An 18297-nucleotide genomic window follows, 5' to 3' on the forward strand; every position below is an offset into this window, starting at 1 on the left:
GCGGCCGGATGTCGCGTCCGTGAGACCCATTTCATCCACCTTCTTGAAGGAGACAAACCATGACCCGTTCCATCCACATCACCCGCCGCTTCGCGCTGTCGGCTGCCGCCTGCGCTGGCATCGCCGCCATCGCTGGTGCTGGCTTGCTGGGCAGCAGCGCTGCACTGGCCCAGGCCTACCCGAGCAAGCCTGTCACCATCGTCGTCCCGTTTGCCGCAGGCGGCACCACCGACATCCTGGCCCGCATCATCGGCCAGGCGCTGACCACCGAGCTGGGCCAGTCGGTCATCGTGGACAACCGCGCGGGCGCGGGCGGCAACATCGGCGGCGCCATGGCGTCCAAGGCACCGGCGGATGGCTACACCCTGTTCATGGGCACGGTGGGCACCCACGCCATCAACGCCAGCCTGTACAAGAAGATGCCGTTCGACCCCATCAAGGACTTCGCGCCGCTGACGCGCGTGGCCAATGTGCCCAACCTGCTGGTGGCCAACCCCGCGCAGCCCTATAAGACGGTGAAGGAACTGATCGCCTACGCCAAGGCCAACCCCGGTAAGGTCAACTTCGGCTCGTCGGGCAACGGCAGCTCCATCCACCTGTCGGGCGAGCTGTTCAAGAGCCTCGCCAAGGTGGATATGGTGCACGTGCCCTACAAGGGCAGCGCCCCGGCCGTGACCGACCTGCTGGGCAACCAGATCGGCATCATGTTCGACAACATGCCCTCGGCCATCCAGCATGTGCGCAGCGGCAAGCTGGTGCCCATTGCCGTGACCACCGCCAAGCGCTCGCCCGAGCTGCCCAATGTGCCCACCATCGCCGAAGCCGGCGTGCCTGGCTATGAGGCCACGTCGTGGTTTGGCATGTTTGCGCCTGCGGGCACGCCTGCACCGGTGCTGGCCAAACTCAACAGCGCACTGGTCAAGGTACTGAACCAGGCCGACGTGAAGAAGAAGATCAACGAACAGGGCGCTGAAACCTACAGCGAAACGCCCGAGCAGTTTGCTGCCTTCATCCAGGCCGAGTCGGTGAAGTGGGGCAAGGTCGTCAAGGAGTCGGGAGCGAGTTTGGACTGAGCATCGTCCAGACGTTCTGCAGCTACCAAATTAATAGCTGCTACCGCATGTACATCAGGCGGTAGCAGCTATTTTTATTTCATCTCAGGCCGCTGGGCTTACTGCATCCGGTACACGCGCCCGGTCTGCCCGCCCTCCACGCTGCGTTGGTAGCCACGCGCGGCGCGCTCGGCAGGCACCGTGTCAAACCCCGGGAAGAACGGGCCGTACACACCCACCGATTCGGTGAGGATGGTGGGGCTCACGGCGTTGATGCGCAGGCCGCGCGGCAGCTCGATGGCGGCGGCGGCCACAAAGCCTTCGATGGCCGCGTTCACCGCCGTGGCATTGGCACCGTTGCGGATGGGCTCGATCGACAGGATGCCCGCCGTCAGCGTGATGGAGCCGCCGTCGTTCAAATACTTCTGGCCGATCAGCGCCAGCTGCACCTGGCCCAGCAATTTGTCTTGCAGGCCGATGTTGAACTGCTCGGCCGTCATCTCTGCCAGCGGGCCAAAGTGCAAGTTACCCGCCGTGCTCACGATGGCGTCCACCTTGCCCACCGCCTCGAACAGTTGGGCGACCGCGCCCGGCTGCGAGAAGTCTGCACGGTGTGTGCCGCTGCTGCGGCCCACGGTGATCACGTCGTGGCGCGTGCCCAGGTTGGCCAGCACAGCCTGGCCGATGGTGCCGCTGGCGCCGATGAGAAGAATCTTGGACATGGTGTTTTCCTTGGGTGTCAAAAGGGGTTGATGAGGAACTGACAGCCCGATTCTTTTGCTAATCAATCAATGCATAAAGTGCCTTCAAGTTATGCTTGAACTAACTATTGATTAGTAATTGAGGGGGTTGCCATGGACAAGCTGCGCAACATGGAAGTCATGGTGGCGGTGGTGGAAGCGGGCAGCTTTGCCGCCGCTGCGCGCCAGCTGCAGATCTCCGCCGTGATGGTGGGCAAGCACATCCAGCAGCTCGAAGTCCACCTGGGCGCCCGCCTCTTCCAGCGCAGCACCCGCCAGAACAGCCTGACCGAGGTGGGCGCCGCGTTCTACGAAGACAGCAAACGCGTGCTGGAGCAGGTGCGCTGGGCCGAGTCCGCCGTGGAGCGCAGCCGAGCCGTACCCCAGGGCCTGCTGCGGGTCAGTGCGCCATTCACGCTGGGCAACCACGTGATCGCCCCGCTGGTGGCCGACTTTCTGCAGCGCCACGAGCAGGTGCGTGTGGACCTGCAGCTGACCGACAGCGTGGTGGACCTGGCAGGCGAGGGCTTTGACGTGGCGGTGCGCATTGGCCAGGTGGTGAACGAGGGCCTGGTGGCGCGCCCGCTGCGTCCCTACCGCATGGTGATTGCCGCCGCACCCGCGTACCTGCAGCGCCATGGCACGCCCGAGCGCGCGGCCGACCTGGCACGGCACCAGTGCCTGAGCCACTCGGTGTGGCAACGCAGGGTGGAGTGGACGCTGCGCGACGGCAAGGAGGAGTTCTTCTGGCCTGAGAACGCACGCTTTGTGTGCAACCAGGGCGACGGCCTGCGCCAGGCTGCGCTGCGTGGCCTGGGGCTCATCATGCAGCCCGAAGTGCTATTGGCCGACGACCTGGCCAGCGGTGCGCTGATGCCGGCGATGCAGTCCTGCCTGCCCGTGCCGCGCCCCATGCACTTGGTGTATGCGCCCGACCGGCGGCAACTGCCCAAGCTGGCGCGGTTTGTGGAGTTTGTGGTGGGTGCGCTGGGCGCAGCCTGAGCGGTGCGGTTCAGGTTTGGACTACTGTGGCCTGCGGCCCAGGGCCACTCACTCCACCGCGTTGCTGGGCACCTCAGGCCCGATCTTGAACACCCCGCTCACCCGCGCACACGGCACGCCGTCGGCGGTGACCAGACCTTGCGCAAACACCAGCGAGCGTGTGATGCGTAGCGGCTCGGCCTCACCCTCCACCCAGGCGCCCAGCGGGGCGGGGGCTAGGTAGTCGATCTGCAGGCTGATGGTGGGCAGGAAGCGGTTCGACACCTGGTCGCTTTTGCGGTGCACCGACAGGGGTACCAGCATGTCGCAAAAGGTGGCCATCATGCCGCCGTGCAGGTTGCCCATGGGATTGGTGTGGCGCGGCTCCACGAGAAAGCCGAACTTCACCACGTTGCCCTGGTGCAGCACATACAGCGGGCCGTTGTGCTGGATGTAAGGGCCGCCCGCCACCAGCGGGGCAAAGCCCTCGGGAATGGGGACGTTGGTGGCGTTCTCGGGGGCGGGGGTCATCAGCGGGCTTCCTTTTCAATGTCGTTGGCAAAACTGGCGTCCTGCAGACTGCTGCGCGTGGCGTCGCCCTGCAGCCAGCCGCTGTACACCGTGCGAAAGTCGGCCACGATCTGCGCGAGGGGCATGTCGTCAAACGCGCCGCGCTGGTGCACGTATTCCATGTGGCGTGCGCCCGACTTGTCAAACGGGTGGTAGATCGAGTCGTTCTCGCCGTCAAACTCCAGCGGCAGCAGGCCAAAGCGCTCGCACAGCTCGATGTTGAAGGCCGGTGTGGCCTTGCGCCAGGCGCCATCGAGCCAGATGTCGGTGTAACCGTGCCAGATGAAGAGGTCGGTCTTCATGGTCTCGCGCATGCGCTCGGTGCTGAGGTGGTTGCGCACGTCGGCAAACCCCATGCGGGCCGGGATGCCCGCCGCGCGGCACGCGGCTGTGAGCAGCGCGGCCTTGGGCACGCACCAGCCGTAGCCGTTGGCCAGCACGGTGCTGGCGGTCATGCCCAGGGGCGAGAGGTCGATGCGGTAGGGGTCGTAGCGAAAACCGTCGCGCACAGCCAGGTACAGGGCCACGGCGCGCTCTCGGTCGGTGATGCCGCGCGCGTGTTGGGCGGCAAAGGTCTGGACGGCGAGGGCGTCGCTGTCGATGAGGGCCGTGGCAAGCAGATGGGCGGGCGCGGGGGCGGTGGTCATTGTGGTGTGTCTCCTGCAGTCGGATTAAGAACCTGTTCAAGATCTTTTCGGGGTCGCACAAGTACCTTGCCGGGATGGGATGCAAGGCGCGGTGCGCAGTGGATAGCTTGGCTATCCACAAGCGCCGCAACGCTGCAGACCGCCCGGCAATGCACTTGCCCGAAGGGTTGTAGTGAAATCGGGCGATTGGAAGCCTCTGCTGCTTGCATGGGCACGAGCCCATGCGGCGCATCCGAAGCATCCACTCATCCCGATTGCACTCCAATGCGATCCCCGAAAAGATTTTGAACAGGTTCTTAGGCCAGTGTGCGGGCCTCGGGCCCCTGATGCTGTCACAGGCGCGCCAGCCTTGCTCGGCAGGGCTGTATGCGCCTGTCACACCCGCCAGGCGGGCAGCTCCCAGTTGCGCCACACCGCCAGCCCGCGCAGCCCGGCCGTGAGCACCACGCAAGCCACCAGCGGCGTCCAGTCGGGCGCCTGCAGGTGGCGCAGGGCCACATCGGCCCAGCCGCCCGCAAACGCGCACAGCGCATAGGGGCGGTGGTCGCTGAAGGCCTGTGGCACCTCGTTGCACAGCACGTCACGCAGCACACCGCCAAACACGCCGGTGATCACGCCCATCATCACGCCGATGAGGGGTGGCATGCCGATGGCGGTGGCAATGTCCACACCCACGGCGGCAAACAGGCCCAGGCCGATGGCATCGGGGAGCAGCATGGCGCGTTCGGTGGGCTCAAAGTGCCGCTGGCGCATGAACAGCATGGCGCCAATGCACAGCGCCAGAATGCCCCACACAAATTCGGTGTGGCGAATCCAGAAGAAGGGCCGCTGGTCCAGCAACAGGTCGCGCAGCGTGCCCCCGCCAAACGCGGCCACAAAGGCCACCACGCACACGCCCACGGCATCCAGCTGCTTGCGCGCAGCCGCTATCACGCCCGACAACGCGAACGCCACGGTGGCGGCCACTTCCAGCACAAAGCGCAGGGTGTGAATCCAGGGGGCGTCGAGTGGCAGGGTCATGGGCGCTGGTGGGGCGGTGTAGTGCGAAGGGCGGCGAGTGACAGTTGCTTGATGATTTTGCTATTAAAAATATAGCTATCAATCAATATTTTTCAGGCACTAGGAGCCTTTTTTGTCCAAATCTCGGGCGCTGGCCGCTTGGTCTACCCCTCCGCCATTTGCCACCCCGCCATATCCCGGGTACTGCCCCTCGACGGCACCCAGTGCCGCACTCTCCTGCCGCTCCCGCGCCATCTGCTCCGCAAACTGGTTGCGGCCTTCGCGCGCCACGGCGATGAACTTGGCGCGGTCCTTGTGGTGCGGGTACATACGGTCGGCCAGCGCAATGTTGTGGGTGCGAAAGCGCTGGGTGATGGCGGTGGCTTGCGCGGGGGGCAGGCCCATCAGCTCCAGCACGGTGTGGGCGCTTTGCAGGCTGGACTCGAACAACTCGCGCTGCACCAGCGTCACGCCCAGGTCGCGCAGCTTGTTCCAGTGCGTCACATCCCGTGCGCGGGCCACGATTTGCAGGTGGGGGAAGTGCTCGCGCGCCAGCTTGGCGATCTGCAGGGACTGCTCGGCATCGTCCACGGCCACCACCAGGATGCGCGCGTGTTCGGCCCCGGCGATGCGCAGCAGGTCGAGCCGGGTGGCGTCGCCGTAGAACACGCGGTAGCCAAAGGTGCGTGCCACTTCCAGCATGTCCACGCTGTGGTCCAGCACGGTGGTCGAAATGCCCTGGGCCAGCAGCACGCGCGAGACGATCTGCCCGTAGCGGCCGAAGCCCGCGATGATGATGGGCGCCTCTTGCGGCTCGGAGATTTCTTCTGCCTGGGGCTTGGCGGTCTTGAGCTGGGCGTAGCGGCGCAGCAGCACGCGATCCAGCAGCACCAGCAGCAGCGGGCTGATCAGCATGGACAGCGCCACGGCACCAATCAGCAGCGATGCGGTCTCGGCCGGGAACACGCTGGCGCCCGCAGCGGCCTGGAACACCACAAACGCGAACTCGCCGCCCTGGGCCAGCAGCAGGGTGAAGACGGGGCGCTCCTGGTAGGGAATCTCGACCACCTTGGCCAGGGCGTAGATGACTACCGCCTTGGCCGCGAGGAAGCCGACCAGGATGGCGGCCATGAGCCCGGGCGAGCGCAGGATCACACCGAAGTCGATGCTCATGCCCACGGCGATGAAGAACAGCCCGAGCAGCAGGCCCTTGAAGGGCTCGATGTCGGCCTCCAGCTCTCGCCGGTATTCGCTGTCGGCCAGCAGCACGCCGGCAAGGAAGGCGCCCAGCGCCATCGACAGGCCCACCAGCACCATCAGGTAGGCAATGCCCACCACCAGCAGCAGCGCGGCGGCGGTGAAGATTTCGGGGGTGTTGCTCTTGGCGATCCAGCGCAGCACGGGGCGCAGCAGCAGGCGCCCGCCGAGGATGATGGCTGCGATCACGCCCACGATCTTGAGCGCCTCCAGTGCCACATCGGCGGGCGTGTGGCCCGCGCCTTCACCGGCAGCGGCGCCCAGCACCGGCAGCATGGCAAGGATGGGGATGGCCGCCACGTCCTGGAACAGCAGGATGGAGAAGCCTGCTTGCCCGCTGCTGGTGCGCATGAGGTTACGCTCGGCCAGCACCTGCAGCGCAATGGCGGTGGACGACAGCGCCAGGCCCAAAGCGCCCACCAGGCTCACGCGCCAGGGCAGGCCGGCCAGTGCGCCCAGCGCAAACAGAATGGCTGCGCAGCCCAGCACCTGCGCGGTACCGGTTCCGAAGATGGGCCGGCGAAGCGCCCACAGCCGACTGGGCTGCAGTTCCAGCCCGACCAGAAAGAGCATGAGCACCACGCCGAATTCGGCGAAATGCAGGATGTCCTGCACGTTGCTCACCAGGCCCAGGCCCCAGGGGCCGATGGCGATGCCTGCCGCCAGGTAGCCAATGATGGCGCCCAGGCCCAGCGCCTTGGCAATGGGCACGGCCAGCACGGCGGCGGTGAGGTACAGAAAACCGTAGGTGAGCCAGGTGGGGGCGTGTTCCATGGAGGCGTGTGCGCTGTGGGATCGTCGTGGGGCGGGAGAGGGGCACCGTGCGCCCGGATGGGCGTGGGCCTGCGCTGCAGATTCTGGCACCGCAGCAAGGCCTCGGGGCGGTTGCCGTGTGTTGGATGCGTGGCGCTCTTAATTTGATAGCTCTGCAGGCATGATTATCTAGCGCATGCGGCTGTTTTTGTGCCAATCGTGGTGCATGAGGCCTTGCGTTGCTAAGATGCGGGCCCTTCTTCGCACACAGGCACGGTGACCCATGGATTTGCAGACTTGGCTGGCTTTTTTTGCGGCGTCTTGCCTGATTGCGGTGTCTCCGGGCTCCGGGGCCGTGCTGTCGATGAGCCATGGGTTGTCGTTCGGCGTGCGCAAGACGGGCGCCACCATCCTGGGCCTGCAGCTGGGGCTGCTGCTGATTTTGCTGATCGCTGGGGCGGGCGTGGGCTCGCTGCTGCTGGCGTCCGAGGTGGCGTTCAGCATCGTCAAGGTGCTGGGGGCCTGCTATCTGATCTATGTGGGTTTTGCGCAGTGGCGCGCGGGCGACAAATCGCCGGTGCAAGGCGACGAGGAGACCCCGGCCGGCACCTGGCAAAAACGCTGCCTCACGGGCTTCCTGACCAACGCCACCAACCCCAAGGGCATCATCTTCATGGTGGCCGTGCTGCCCCAGTTCATGACCGACACGCGCCCGCTGTGGACGCAGCTGCTGGTGATGGCCGCCACCACCGTGACGGTGGACGTGGTGGTCATGCACGGCTACGCTGCGGGGGCGAGTGCTCTGCGCCGCCTGATGCGCAGTGCGCGCGCTGTGCGGGCGCAGAACCGCGTGTTCGGCGGGTTGCTGATGGCGGTGGGGGCGGGGCTGTTCTTCGTCAAGCGCGGCGGTCAGCACGCCTGAGGCGGCTGCGGCACCGCCAGGGTGTCAGAGGGTGCTTCTCATTTGATAGCTGCTAGCGCATATGATTATTGCGCTTGAGGCTGATTTGGCTTGTATTTTCATGGACCTGCAGATTCCAAGGAGCTTGTCATGCCAGTAGTTGTTGTCGCCAACCCGAAGGGCGGAGTGGGCAAGTCCACGCTGTCCACCAACATCGCGGGCTACTTTGCCAGCCAGGGGCATCCCGTGATCCTGGGCGACACCGACCGGCAGCAGTCCGCCCGGCTGTGGCTGGGCCTGCGCCCGCCCGCTGCGCGCCCCATTGGTAGTTGGGACACCAGCTCGGACGTCATCAGCCGCCCGCCCAAGGGCACGACGCATGCGGTGCTCGACACGCCCGCCGGCCTGCACGGCTGGCGCCTGAACGATGTGCTCAAGCTGGCCGACAAGGTCATCGTGCCGCTGCAGCCCAGCGTGTTTGACATCTTCGCCACGCGGGCCTTTCTGGACCAGCTGGCCGAGCACCGCCACGCCGCCGGGGTGCCCGTGGGCATCGTTGGCATGCGGGTGGATGCGCGCACCAAGGCGGCCGAGCAACTGCACCACTTTGTGGACAGCCTGGGGTTCCCAGTGCTGGGCTATCTGCGCGACACGCAAAACTACATCCACCTGGCAGCGCACGGCCTCACGCTGTTTGACGTGGCCCCCGGCCGCGTGGCGCGAGACCTGGAGCAGTGGCAAGGGATCTGCACGTGGCTCAATTCTTGAAGGACAGCGTGAAGCACGACGTACATCCATTCCCCCGGGAAAACACCTGTCACCCGGCAGACAAGGCGCTCAGGAGCGCGGGGCTACATTGCAACGATGAAAATCTTCCGCTCTTATTCCGAAGTCAGCGCCTGCGTGGGGCAAGAGGTCGCTGTGACCGACTGGATCACCATCACGCAGGAACAGGTCAACCTGTTTGCCCAGGCCACGGGCGACCACCAGTGGATCCATGTGGACCCCGAGCGTGCCAAGGCCGGGCCGTTTGGCGCGCCCATTGCGCACGGGTTTCTCACGCTGTCGCTGATCCCCAAGTTCTTCGAGCTGGGCCTCACGATCGAGGGGGCGCGCATGGGCGTGAACTACGGGCTCAACAAGGTGCGCTTCACGGCGCCGGTGCCAGTGGGCAGCCGCTTGCGCGCGCGCCTTACGCTGCAGGCTGCCGAGCCCGTGGCGCCCGATGGCATGCAGATGACCTGGCTGGTGACCGTGGAGCGCGAGGGCAGCGACAAGCCGGTGTGCGTGGCCGAATCGCTGGCGCGCAACTTCGGCGCCCCGGCCTGAGCCGGGTCGCCTTCGGGCAGGAGGTCTGAACCATGGACCGCCTGCAAGCCATGAAAATCTTCGAGCGTGTGGTGGAGGAGGGCGGCTTTGCCGCCGCCGCCCGCGCCATGGACATGTCGCCCCCCGTGGTCACCCGCATGGTGGCCGAGCTGGAGCAGCACCTGGGCACGCGCCTGCTGCAGCGCACCACCCGCAAGCTGGCACTGACCGATGCGGGGGAGTCGTACCTGCAGCGGGTGCGCGCCATCCTGCACGAGATCGACGATGCCGAGGCGGCGGCTGCCGCCAGTACGCGCGACCTGCGCGGCACCATCCGCATCGTGGCGGCGCCTGTGCTGGCGACCAACTTCCTGGCGCCCATGGTGGCGCTGTGGCACGCGCACTACCCCAAGCTCATGCTGGACATCAGCATGGACGCCTATGCCGCCAGCCGGGTGGATGAGTTCGATGTGACCATCATGGTCGCGGGCGAAGACTTCGACGCCAACATCGTCGCGCGCTCGCTGGTGCAGGGCGAAGCCATCGTGGTGGCGTCACCCGACTACCTGGAGCGCCGGGGCATTCCGCGCGAACCGCAGGACCTGGTGCACCACGACCACCTGCGCGACTCCAGTGCGCCAGTGCGCCTGCAGTCGGGGCCGGGGCGCAAGCTGCGCTTGCAGTCGCTGCAGCCCGGCGTGCCCGATGAGGAAGTGGATGTACCAGCCGTGCTGCAATCCGTGAGCACCGAACTGCTGATGCGTGCCGCGGTGGATGGGGCCGGCGTGGCTGTTACCTCGCGCCTGCTGGCCGAGGAGCACCTGGCCCGTGGCGAGCTGGTGCACATCCTGCCGGGCTGGATCTTCTCGCGCTACACCATCTACGCGGCACTGCCTTCAGGCCGCATGTTGCCGGCCCGCACGCGGGTGTTTCTGGATTTCCTGACCGAACACGTGCCCCGCGCCGTGGCGCAAAAGTCCGGCCAGTTCAGCTGAGTTGTGCAAAGCCGCTGATGATCGTGCCTTCGGGCTCGACCACCACCTGCCCGTCGGGCATGGCAAAGCTATTCTGGCGCCAGGCCTCGAACACGGTCACGGCCACGGCGTTGGACAGGTTCAGGCTGCGTTGCCCCGGCACCATGGGCAGACGCAGGCGCTGGGCGGGTGGAAAGCTCTCGCGCAGCTCGGCCGGGAGGCCTCGGGTTTCGGCCCCAAACACCAGCCAGTCGCCGGGAAGGAAGCAGGTCGAGTGCACGGGCTGCGAGCCGTGCGTCGTCATTGCAAACATGCGTGTCGGGTCGGGCTGCGCATCCCGCAGAAAGGCTGTCCAGCCACTGTGGCGTTGCACCTGCGCGTATTCGTGGTAGTCCAGTCCCGCGCGCCGCATCTGCCGGTCTTCCATCGAGAAACCCAGGGGCTCGATCAGGTGCAGCGTGCAACCCGTGTTGGCCGCCAGGCGAATCACGTTGCCGGTGTTGGGCGGGATCTCCGGTTCGACGAGGACGATATGGAACATGCCTGCATTGTCATCGTTGCACCTGTGAGTTGAGCAACCGCTCGTAATCAAAAGTATCCCTTTGGTACCTGTTTGGCGCTTTTCAGTCCCGACCCGTGCGCGCCAGCACCGCGGCAGTGACATGGGCTACGCCCGCCTCGCGCAGCGCCAGGGTGGCTGCGTGCAGCGTTGCACCGGTGGTCATCACATCGTCGATCAGCACCACCCGCTGGCCGCGCAGGGCGGCCGCGCGGGCGGGCTCGATGGCGAACGCGCCGCGCAGGTTGCGCAGCCGCTCGGCCCTGGGCAGGCTGCTTTGTGCCTCGGTGGCGTGCAGGCGCAGCAGGCTCTGGTGGTCGGCCTTGGCGGCCGCCAAGTGCCTGGCCAGCAGGGCCGCCTGGTTGAAGCCGCGCTCGCGCAGGCGACCGGTGGACAGGGGTACCGCCAGCACGCGGTCGGCAGCTTCCAGCGCAGGCTCCATCCACGGCGTGCTGCGCATGAGCGTGGCCAAGGCCCTGGCCCACCCCGGATCGCCGCGAAACTTGAATTGCGCCAGTGCGTCGGCCCACGGGTAAGCATAGTCCACGGCGGCAATGCAGGCATCGAAGCCGGGCGGGTTCTGCAGGCAGGCGCCACAGACCGCCACCCCTGCTGGTACTCGCAGTGCACAGCGCTGGCAGCGCGTGGCAGGCTGGGCGAACCGCGCCACGCAGGCGTTGCAGACGCGTTGCGATGGCCAGGCGTGGCAGACCGCGCACTGGCTGGGCACTTTGTCCACCCACCTGTGGAGGCGGCGTGAAATCCCTGGCAAACCCGAAAAAAGCATGAATCAATATACTCGCGCGTCCTTCTGCCCCGCCCATGTCCTCCGAGCGTCCCCCCACCATTGATCCTGTTGCCGCAGCCCGCTGGCACGCTGCGGCTCCCGCCGTGTCTCCCTGGCTTCATGAAGAAGTGGCCCGCCGCATGGAGGACCGCCTGCAGTGGATTCGCCAGGCCCCGGCTTCCTGGTGCCATTGGGACCCGGTGCGTGGCGGCTTGCAGGCGCATGGGTTGGTGAGTGCCCGCTACCCACAGGCGCGTTGCCAGGTGTACGAAACCAGCGCCCATAGCGAACCCGTCGCGCGGCAGGCCTTGGCCAAACCGTGGTGGAGCCCTGCCCGTTGGTCTGCAGGGGCCCTGCAGATGGGCGCGCCGGCCGATGCCAGTGTGCACATGCTGTGGTCCAACATGGCGCTGCACATGGCGGCCGACCCCCAAGACCTGATCGGTCGCTGGCACCGCGCCGTGGCGGTGGATGGCTACCTGATGTTCTCGTGTCTCGGACCGGACACGCTGCGTGAGTTGCATGGCGTGTATGCCGCCATGGGCTGGCCACCGGCGGGCCACGCGTTTACCGACATGCATGACTGGGGCGACATGCTGGTGCACGCGGGTTTTGCCGAGCCGGTGATGGACATGGAGCGCATCACGCTCACGTTTGCCACACCCGAGCGGCTGGTTCAAGAGCTGCGCGAGCTCGGTGTCAATTTGCACCCTGATCGCTTTCCCTCATTGCGCGGACGGCGTTGGCGCGACAAGCTCTACCAAGTGCTGTCTGAGCGCCTGGTTGATCCTGGTCAAGGTGGTCAGCTCGCACTGACTTTTGAAATCATCTATGGCCATGCCTTCAAGCCTGCACCCCGGGTGCGTGTCAGCTCCAGCAGCGCTGTTTCGCTGCAGGACATGCGCGCCATGTTGCGTAAGGGCGGCAAAGAGAACTAACCTGTAACGGCCTGTCAATGACTTGGAACAAGGCACGCTACAATTCTTGGTTATTGAGATTTCGGGCATCTTCCCGCGCAATTTGGCAGGCTGTGCCTGTTGTGCCCAAGGCGCAACGTGTGCTGCAGTCGGCAGTCTTGTGAGCACTCACGGTGACGGGCTTGGTTTTTCGTTTTGCCACGGTGTCGGGTCAACGCATTGACTGGCGTCTGGTTCGCAATTGCTCGGTCACTCCGACGCAATTGGGCTGGATGTATCTGTCGCTGTGTGTGGTGTCCCTGGGGATCGCGACGGGCTTCTGGATGCTTGGCACCCACCTGGTGATGCCCTTCGCGTGGCTCGAAATCTTGGCAGTAGGGATTGCGTTCGCCATGTACGGTCGCCATGCGGCGGATGGCGAGAGGATTTCATTGCAGGGCTCGCGCCTTGTGGTGGAGCTGGAGACAGCAGGCAGGCTGGAGCGCGCGGAGTTTGACCGGAGCCGGGTTCGCGTAGAGCCCAAGACGGGAGACCATTCGCTGATCACGCTGTCTGCACAGGGCCGTTCGGTGGAGGTGGGGCGCTACATGCGTCCCGAGCTTCGACCGGCCCTGGCATCGGAGATCCGCATGGCCTTGCGCGCTGCCTGACCCCACGCAGGCGCGCGAAAGGGATTGGTTAAATTGAGGCTTAGAAGTAAGTGAGAACTATGAAGAGCATTTCCAACAAGCTGGCTTCTCTGCTGCTGATTGCCGGTGCATGGGTGGGCTCCGCAGCCCATGCCGTTCAGGACCTGCCTGGCGGCCCTGCAGTCAACCAGCTGAACCTGGCGCCGCCCGTCACCAAGATCGCAGAAGAGCAGCACTTTCTGCACTGGATGATGCTGATCATCTGCACGGTGATCTTTGTTGCAGTGTTCTCCGTGATGTTCTACTCGATCTGGAAGCATCGCCGCTCCAAGGGCGCGAAGGCTGCCAACTTCCACGAGTCGGTGACGGTCGAAGTGGTCTGGACCATCGTTCCGTTCATCATCGTGATCCTCATGGCCTTGCCCGCCACCAAGGTGCTGGTGGCCCAGAAGGACACCACCAATGCCGACCTCACCATCAAGACCACGGGCTACCAGTGGAAGTGGGGTTATGACTACATCACTGGCGAAGGCGAAGGCCTGGCGTTTATCTCCACGCTGGACAGCAGCCACCGCGTGATGTCCGACAGCGGCAACGTCAAGGACGCGCCCGCCAACTACCTGCTCAAGGTGGACAACCCTATGGTGGTGCCGGTCAACAAGAAGATTCGCATCATCACCACGGCCAACGACGTGATCCACGCCTTCATGGTGCCTGCCTTCGGTATCAAGCAGGACGCGATCCCTGGCTTTGTGCGTGACACCTGGTTCCGCGCAGAGAAGATTGGCGACTACTACGGCCAGTGCGCCGAGCTGTGCGGCAAGGAGCACGCCTACATGCCCATCCACGTGAAGGTCGTGTCTGCCGAGGACTACACCGCCTGGGTGGGCGAGCAGAAGAAGAAGGCCGCCGCCAAGCTGGACGACCCCACCAAGGTGTGGGCGCTGGACGACATCCTCAAGCGTGGCGAAAAGGTGTACGCAGCCAACTGCGCAGCCTGCCACCAGGCCAACGGCAAGGGCGCTGGCCCCATCAAACCTCTGGACGGCGCTGCCGTGGTGCTGGATGCCGACCATGCCAAGCAGATCCAGGTGCTGCTCAAGGGGCAGAACAACGGTGCCATGCCCGCATGGGCACAGCTGAGCGACACCGACATCGCCGCCGTGGTCACCTATACCAAGAACAACTGGTCCAACAAGACCGGCCAGCTGGTACAGCCAGCTGAAGTTGTGGCCCAGCGTGGCAAGTAATCATCGCCCCATCGTATTGAGGAATTCACAATGAGCGCAGTACTCGACAACCACGGGCACGCTGGCGACCACGCACACGACGGCCACGGCCACCATGGCCCCACCGGCTGGCGCCGCTGGGTGTTTGCCACCAACCACAAAGACATCGGTACGCTGTACCTGCTGTTCTCGTTCACCATGCTGATGGTGGGCGGTATCCTGGCCCTGCTGATCCGTGCCGAGCTGTTCCAGCCTGGCCTGCAGCTGGTCAACCCCGAGCTGTTCAACCAGCTGACCACCATGCACGGCCTGATCATGGTGTTCGGCGCGATCATGCCGGCCTTCGTGGGCTTTGCGAACTGGATGATCCCGTTGCAGATCGGCGCATCCGACATGGCCTTCGCACGCATGAACAACTTCAGCTTCTGGCTGATGATTCCTGCCGCAGCCATGCTGGTCAGCTCGTTCTTCATGCCTGGCGGTGCGCCCGCTGCGGGCTGGACGCTGTATGCACCGCTGACCCTGCAGATGGGCCCCTCCATGGATGCCGGCATCTTCGCGATGCACATCCTGGGTGCCTCGTCCATCATGGGTTCGATCAACATCATCGTGACCATCCTGAACATGCGCGCCCCCGGCATGACGCTGATGAAGATGCCCATGTTCGCCTGGACTTGGCTCATCACCGCCTACCTGCTGATCGCCGTGATGCCTGTGCTGGCTGGCGCGATCACCATGACGCTGACGGACCGCCACTTCGGCACCAGCTTCTTCAACCCCGCCGGTGGCGGCGACCCGGTGATGTACCAGCACATCTTCTGGTTCTTCGGTCACCCCGAGGTGTACATCATGATCTTGCCGGCCTTCGGCATCATCAGCCAGATCGTGCCCGCGTTCAGCCGCAAGAAGCTGTTTGGCTACGCCTCCATGGTGTATGCCACCTCGTCCATCGCCATCCTGTCGTTCATCGTGTGGGCTCACCACATGTTCACGACCGGCATGCCCGTGACCGGCCAGCTGTTCTTCATGTACGCCACCATGCTGATCTCCGTGCCCACGGCCGTGAAGATCTTCAACTGGATTGCCACCATGTGGCGCGGCTCCATGACGTTTGAAACCCCCATGCTGTTTGCCGTGGGCTTCATCTTCGTGTTCACCATGGGTGGTTTCACTGGCCTGATCCTGGCCATGGCGCCCATTGACATCCAGCTGCAAGACACCTACTACGTGGTGGCCCACTTCCACTATGTGCTGGTGGCCGGTTCGCTGTTCTCCATGTTCGCTGGCGTGTACTACTGGCTGCCCAAGTGGACGGGCGTGATGTATTCCGAAACACGTGGCCAGATTCACTTCTGGGCGTCGCTGATCTTCTTCAACATCACCTTCTTCCCGATGCACTTCCTGGGCCTGGCCGGTATGCCACGTCGCTACGCAGACTACCCCATGCAGTTTGCCGACTTCAACGCCATCGCCTCGGTGGGTGCGTTCGGCTTTGGCCTGGCGCAGGTGTACTTCTTCGTGGCAGTGGTCATTCCCGCCATGCGTGGCAAGGGTGCCAAGGCCCCCGCCAAGCCATGGGACGGTGCCGAGGGCCTGGAGTGGGAAGTGCCTTCCCCCGCGCCTTTCCACACGTTTGAAAATCCTCCCAAGCTGGATGCCACCGCAACCCGCGTGATTGGCTGAACACCATGCCCATGACCCCCGAACAAAAAAAGAGCAACCTGCGGCTGGCGCTGATCCTGGCGTCTGTGGCGGTGGTGTTCTTTGTCGGGTTCATGGTCAAGGTAGTGCTGCTGTCCCGCTGAAGCCACTGGCCACCCCATGAGCCTGCACCGCGAAAACGCCAAGATGGTCGGAAAGCTGGTCGTGATCGCGGCTGGCATGTTCGCCTTCGGCTATGTGCTGATCCCCATCTACAAGCACATCTGCGAAATGACGGGCATCAACATCTTGTCGCTGGCCGAGCGGCAAGTGCCAGGCAACGGCGTGGCGGGCAAGGATGTGCGCGTGCCTGCCAACACCCAGGTGGACAAGTCGCGCACCGTAACCGTGGAGTTCGATGCGAACTCTCGCGGCCCGTGGGACTTCAAGCCCGCGCAGCGTTCCGTGCAGGTCCACCCCGGTGAACTGACGACGGTGATGTACGAGTTCCAGAACGTACAGAACCGCCGCATGGCCGCCCAGGCGATTCCCAGTTATGCGCCTCGCCAGGCCGCTGCGCATTTCAACAAGCTGGAATGTTTTTGCTTCAACCAATACACCCTGGAGCCCGGTGAAAAGAAAACCTGGCCCGTGGCGTTTGTGATTGATCCTAAATTGTCCAAAGACGTCACCACCATCACGCTGTCGTACACCTTCTTCGAGGTGGGTGGCAAGACCCCGGCAGCGCCCGAATCGACGGCGGCTGTGGTGCTGCCTGGGTCGACGTCTGCAGGTGGCACGCAAGGAGCGGGCTCATGAGTGCGCCGCTCGATCAGCCTTCGGACATCAAGCCAGTGCGCCGCAAGGGCTCGCTGCTGCGCACGGTGCGCGCGGTGGCATGGTCGCTGATTGGCTTGCGCAAAGGCAGCGAGTACCAGCAAGATGTCGAAAAGCTCAACCCGATTCACATCATTGTGGTGGGATTGATCGCTGTCTTTCTGCTGGTGATGGGCCTGATCGGGCTGGTGAACTGGATCGTGTGAATGTGTGTTGACTGGTTCGTGCGAACAAATACTGAAAACAAAGATTTTGAGAGTCAGGAGCTGAAATGAGTGCATCAACCCACGGCGGAACCCCGTACTACTATGTGCCCGCCGAGTCCCGTCACCCGGTCATGGCCGCTGCCGGCCTGTTCTTTGTGATCCTGGGCGCAGCCCAGTGGATCAACGGCCACGATTGGGGCAAATATTCCCTGGCCTTGGGGCTGGTGTGGTGGCTGTTCACGCTGTACCAATGGTTTGGCGATGCAGTGCGCGAGAGCGAAGGTGGCCTGTACGGTCACAAGATCGATCTGTCGTACCGCTGGAGCATGAGCTGGTTCATCTTCTCCGAGGTGATGTTCTTCGGCGCTTTCTTCACGGCTTTGTGGTGGGCGCGCTCGCACTCGGTGCCAGCGCTGGGCAGCCTGGACAATGCGCTGCTGTGGCCCGACTTCAAGGCAGTGTGGCCCAGCATGGCCGCCGGCGTCACCGCTTCGCCTGCAGGCATCATCGAGCCCTTCCAGACCGTGGGCCCCTTCTGGTTGCCCACCATCAACACGGCGCTGCTGCTGACGTCCGGCGTGACGCTGACCATTGCCCACCACGCTCTGCGTGAAAACCACCGTGGCAAGACCATCGGTTTCATGTGGGCCACCGTGCTGCTGGGCTTCGTGTTCCTGCTGGTGCAGGGCTACGAATATTTCCACCTGTACACCGACTTGAACCTCAAGCTGAGCTCGGGTGTGTTCGGTTCCACGTTCTTCATGCTGACGGGGTTTCACGGCTTCCACGTGTTCCTGGGCATGCTGATGCTGCTGGTGATCACGCTACGCCTGCAAAAGGGGCACTTCACGGCCGACAAACACTTTGGCTTTGAAGGTGCCGCCTGGTACTGGCACTTTGTGGACGTCGTGTGGCTGGGCCTGTACGTGCTGGTGTACTGGATGTAAGCCAGGCCCCGGACGCCATGAAAAAAGCGCCTCGCGGCGCTTTTTTTATTCTCTCCTGGCGCAGGCGATCTGGTGTGGCCCGCTGGAGGCTCTGGCGCAGGCAGGGTGCGCGGATCGCCGGACAGATCAACGCGTGGCGGGCAGGCCTGTGGGTTGGATATAACCCAGTTGCCAGGCTACCAGAATGCACAAGAACAGCACGATCGACAGCCCGACGCGCACTGCCAGCGCCTTGGCCATGTGGTTGCCCTTGCTCTTGTCATCGCGCCCATTGCGCATCATGAAGAACAGGGCCGATGCCAGGCTGGCCACAATGGCGATGAACGCCAGCACTACGAGGTATTTCATGGAGCGCATTATCCC

22 protein-coding genes are annotated in these 18297 nt (G+C 64.3%); 14 read left to right on the forward strand and 8 right to left on the reverse strand.

Features of this window, described 5'->3' with window-relative positions; genetic code table 11:
• Nucleotides 1-59 precede the first annotated feature (59 nt).
• Complete coding sequence (locus C8C99_RS01785; RefSeq protein ID WP_108624765.1) at nt 60-1073, forward strand: tripartite tricarboxylate transporter substrate binding protein; 1014 nt, start codon at nt 60-62, stop codon at nt 1071-1073.
• 98 nt (nt 1074-1171) lie between these two features.
• Here the strand turns inward: C8C99_RS01785 and C8C99_RS01790 are convergent, their stop codons facing one another.
• A complete protein-coding gene (locus tag C8C99_RS01790; RefSeq protein WP_108624766.1) occupies nt 1172-1774 on the reverse strand; it encodes a short chain dehydrogenase in 603 nt (200 codons plus the stop codon).
• Between the two features lie 132 nt (nt 1775-1906).
• On the opposite strand from C8C99_RS01790, the gene C8C99_RS01795 reads away from it, so the two are divergent.
• Nucleotides 1907-2794 carry a LysR family transcriptional regulator gene (locus C8C99_RS01795; protein ID WP_108624767.1) on the forward strand — a complete coding sequence of 296 codons (888 nt, stop codon included), beginning with the start codon at nt 1907-1909 and terminating at the stop codon, nt 2792-2794.
• Nucleotides 2795-2842: 48 nt separating this feature from the next.
• Here the strand turns inward: C8C99_RS01795 and C8C99_RS01800 are convergent, their stop codons facing one another.
• The 4 genes from C8C99_RS01800 to kefC form a co-directional block, all read right to left on the reverse strand.
• Nucleotides 2843-3304 carry a PaaI family thioesterase gene (locus tag C8C99_RS01800; RefSeq protein ID WP_108624768.1) on the reverse strand — a complete coding sequence of 154 codons (462 nt, stop codon included), beginning with the start codon at nt 3302-3304 and terminating at the stop codon, nt 2843-2845.
• Nucleotides 3304-3990, reverse strand: coding sequence for a transglutaminase family protein (locus C8C99_RS01805; RefSeq protein ID WP_108624769.1), 687 nt, complete (start codon nt 3988-3990; stop codon nt 3304-3306). Before C8C99_RS01805 ends, C8C99_RS01800 begins: the two co-directional genes overlap by 1 nt.
• A 375-nt stretch (nt 3991-4365) precedes the next feature.
• On the reverse strand, nt 4366-5010 hold the full coding sequence (locus C8C99_RS01815) for a trimeric intracellular cation channel family protein (protein ID WP_108624770.1): 645 nt from the start codon (nt 5008-5010) through the stop codon (nt 4366-4368).
• A gap of 99 nt (nt 5011-5109) precedes the next feature.
• On the reverse strand, nt 5110-7020 hold the full coding sequence (kefC, locus tag C8C99_RS01820) for a glutathione-regulated potassium-efflux system protein KefC (protein WP_108624771.1): 1911 nt from the start codon (nt 7018-7020) through the stop codon (nt 5110-5112).
• Between the two features lie 262 nt (nt 7021-7282).
• Here kefC and C8C99_RS01825 point away from each other — a divergent pair, with 262 nt between their 5' ends.
• The 4 genes from C8C99_RS01825 (at nt 7283) to C8C99_RS01840 (ending at nt 10203) form a co-directional block, all read left to right on the forward strand.
• Entirely contained in the window at nt 7283-7921 is a 639-nt protein-coding gene (locus C8C99_RS01825; protein ID WP_108624772.1) for a LysE family translocator, read from the forward strand.
• A gap of 129 nt (nt 7922-8050) precedes the next feature.
• Nucleotides 8051-8668 (forward strand): ParA family protein, encoded by a 618-nt coding sequence (locus C8C99_RS01830; protein ID WP_015015513.1) that lies wholly within the window; start codon nt 8051-8053, stop codon nt 8666-8668.
• Between the two features lie 96 nt (nt 8669-8764).
• A complete protein-coding gene (locus C8C99_RS01835; RefSeq protein WP_108624773.1) occupies nt 8765-9229 on the forward strand; it encodes a MaoC family dehydratase in 465 nt (154 codons plus the stop codon).
• 32 nt (nt 9230-9261) lie between these two features.
• Nucleotides 9262-10203: a LysR family transcriptional regulator gene (locus C8C99_RS01840; protein ID WP_056637127.1), complete on the forward strand. Its 942-nt coding sequence runs from the start codon at nt 9262-9264 to the stop codon at nt 10201-10203.
• Here C8C99_RS01840 and trmL read toward each other — a convergent pair.
• Nucleotides 10196-10723: a tRNA (uridine(34)/cytosine(34)/5-carboxymethylaminomethyluridine(34)-2'-O)-methyltransferase TrmL gene (trmL, locus tag C8C99_RS01845; RefSeq protein WP_056637124.1), complete on the reverse strand. Its 528-nt coding sequence runs from the start codon at nt 10721-10723 to the stop codon at nt 10196-10198. The genes C8C99_RS01840 and trmL overlap by 8 nt on opposite strands.
• An 82-nt stretch (nt 10724-10805) precedes the next feature.
• Entirely contained in the window at nt 10806-11528 is a 723-nt protein-coding gene (locus tag C8C99_RS01850; RefSeq protein ID WP_108624774.1) for a ComF family protein, read from the reverse strand.
• A gap of 35 nt (nt 11529-11563) precedes the next feature.
• Between C8C99_RS01850 and C8C99_RS01855 the strand changes: the two genes are divergently transcribed.
• The 8 genes from C8C99_RS01855 (at nt 11564) to C8C99_RS01885 (ending at nt 17934) form a co-directional block, all read left to right on the forward strand.
• On the forward strand, nt 11564-12466 hold the full coding sequence (locus C8C99_RS01855; RefSeq protein ID WP_108624775.1) for a biotin synthase: 903 nt from the start codon (nt 11564-11566) through the stop codon (nt 12464-12466).
• Nucleotides 12467-12618: 152 nt separating this feature from the next.
• Nucleotides 12619-13095 carry a DUF2244 domain-containing protein gene (locus C8C99_RS01860; protein ID WP_108624776.1) on the forward strand — a complete coding sequence of 159 codons (477 nt, stop codon included), beginning with the start codon at nt 12619-12621 and terminating at the stop codon, nt 13093-13095.
• 59 nt (nt 13096-13154) lie between these two features.
• A complete protein-coding gene (coxB, locus tag C8C99_RS01865; protein WP_108624777.1) occupies nt 13155-14324 on the forward strand; it encodes a cytochrome c oxidase subunit II in 1170 nt (389 codons plus the stop codon).
• 30 nt (nt 14325-14354) lie between these two features.
• Complete coding sequence (ctaD, locus tag C8C99_RS01870; protein WP_056637110.1) at nt 14355-15986, forward strand: cytochrome c oxidase subunit I; 1632 nt, start codon at nt 14355-14357, stop codon at nt 15984-15986.
• An 11-nt stretch (nt 15987-15997) separates the two neighbouring features.
• Nucleotides 15998-16108, forward strand: coding sequence for a cytochrome oxidase small assembly protein (locus C8C99_RS24120; RefSeq protein ID WP_225581085.1), 111 nt, complete (start codon nt 15998-16000; stop codon nt 16106-16108).
• A 16-nt stretch (nt 16109-16124) separates the two neighbouring features.
• Nucleotides 16125-16763 carry a cytochrome c oxidase assembly protein gene (locus tag C8C99_RS01875; protein ID WP_108624778.1) on the forward strand — a complete coding sequence of 213 codons (639 nt, stop codon included), beginning with the start codon at nt 16125-16127 and terminating at the stop codon, nt 16761-16763.
• Nucleotides 16760-16987: a DUF2970 domain-containing protein gene (locus C8C99_RS01880; RefSeq protein WP_108624779.1), complete on the forward strand. Its 228-nt coding sequence runs from the start codon at nt 16760-16762 to the stop codon at nt 16985-16987. Before C8C99_RS01875 ends, C8C99_RS01880 begins: the two co-directional genes overlap by 4 nt.
• A gap of 65 nt (nt 16988-17052) precedes the next feature.
• Complete coding sequence (locus C8C99_RS01885) at nt 17053-17934, forward strand: cytochrome c oxidase subunit 3 (protein ID WP_108624780.1); 882 nt, start codon at nt 17053-17055, stop codon at nt 17932-17934.
• Between the two features lie 126 nt (nt 17935-18060).
• On the opposite strand, the gene C8C99_RS01890 is transcribed toward C8C99_RS01885, so the two are convergent.
• On the reverse strand, nt 18061-18282 hold the full coding sequence (locus C8C99_RS01890; RefSeq protein WP_108624781.1) for a twin transmembrane helix small protein: 222 nt from the start codon (nt 18280-18282) through the stop codon (nt 18061-18063).
• Nucleotides 18283-18297: the final 15 nt, after the last annotated feature.

Source organism: Acidovorax sp. 107 (assembly GCF_003058055.1).
In the GTDB taxonomy this organism is placed as follows: Bacteria; Pseudomonadota; Gammaproteobacteria; order Burkholderiales; family Burkholderiaceae_C; genus Acidovorax.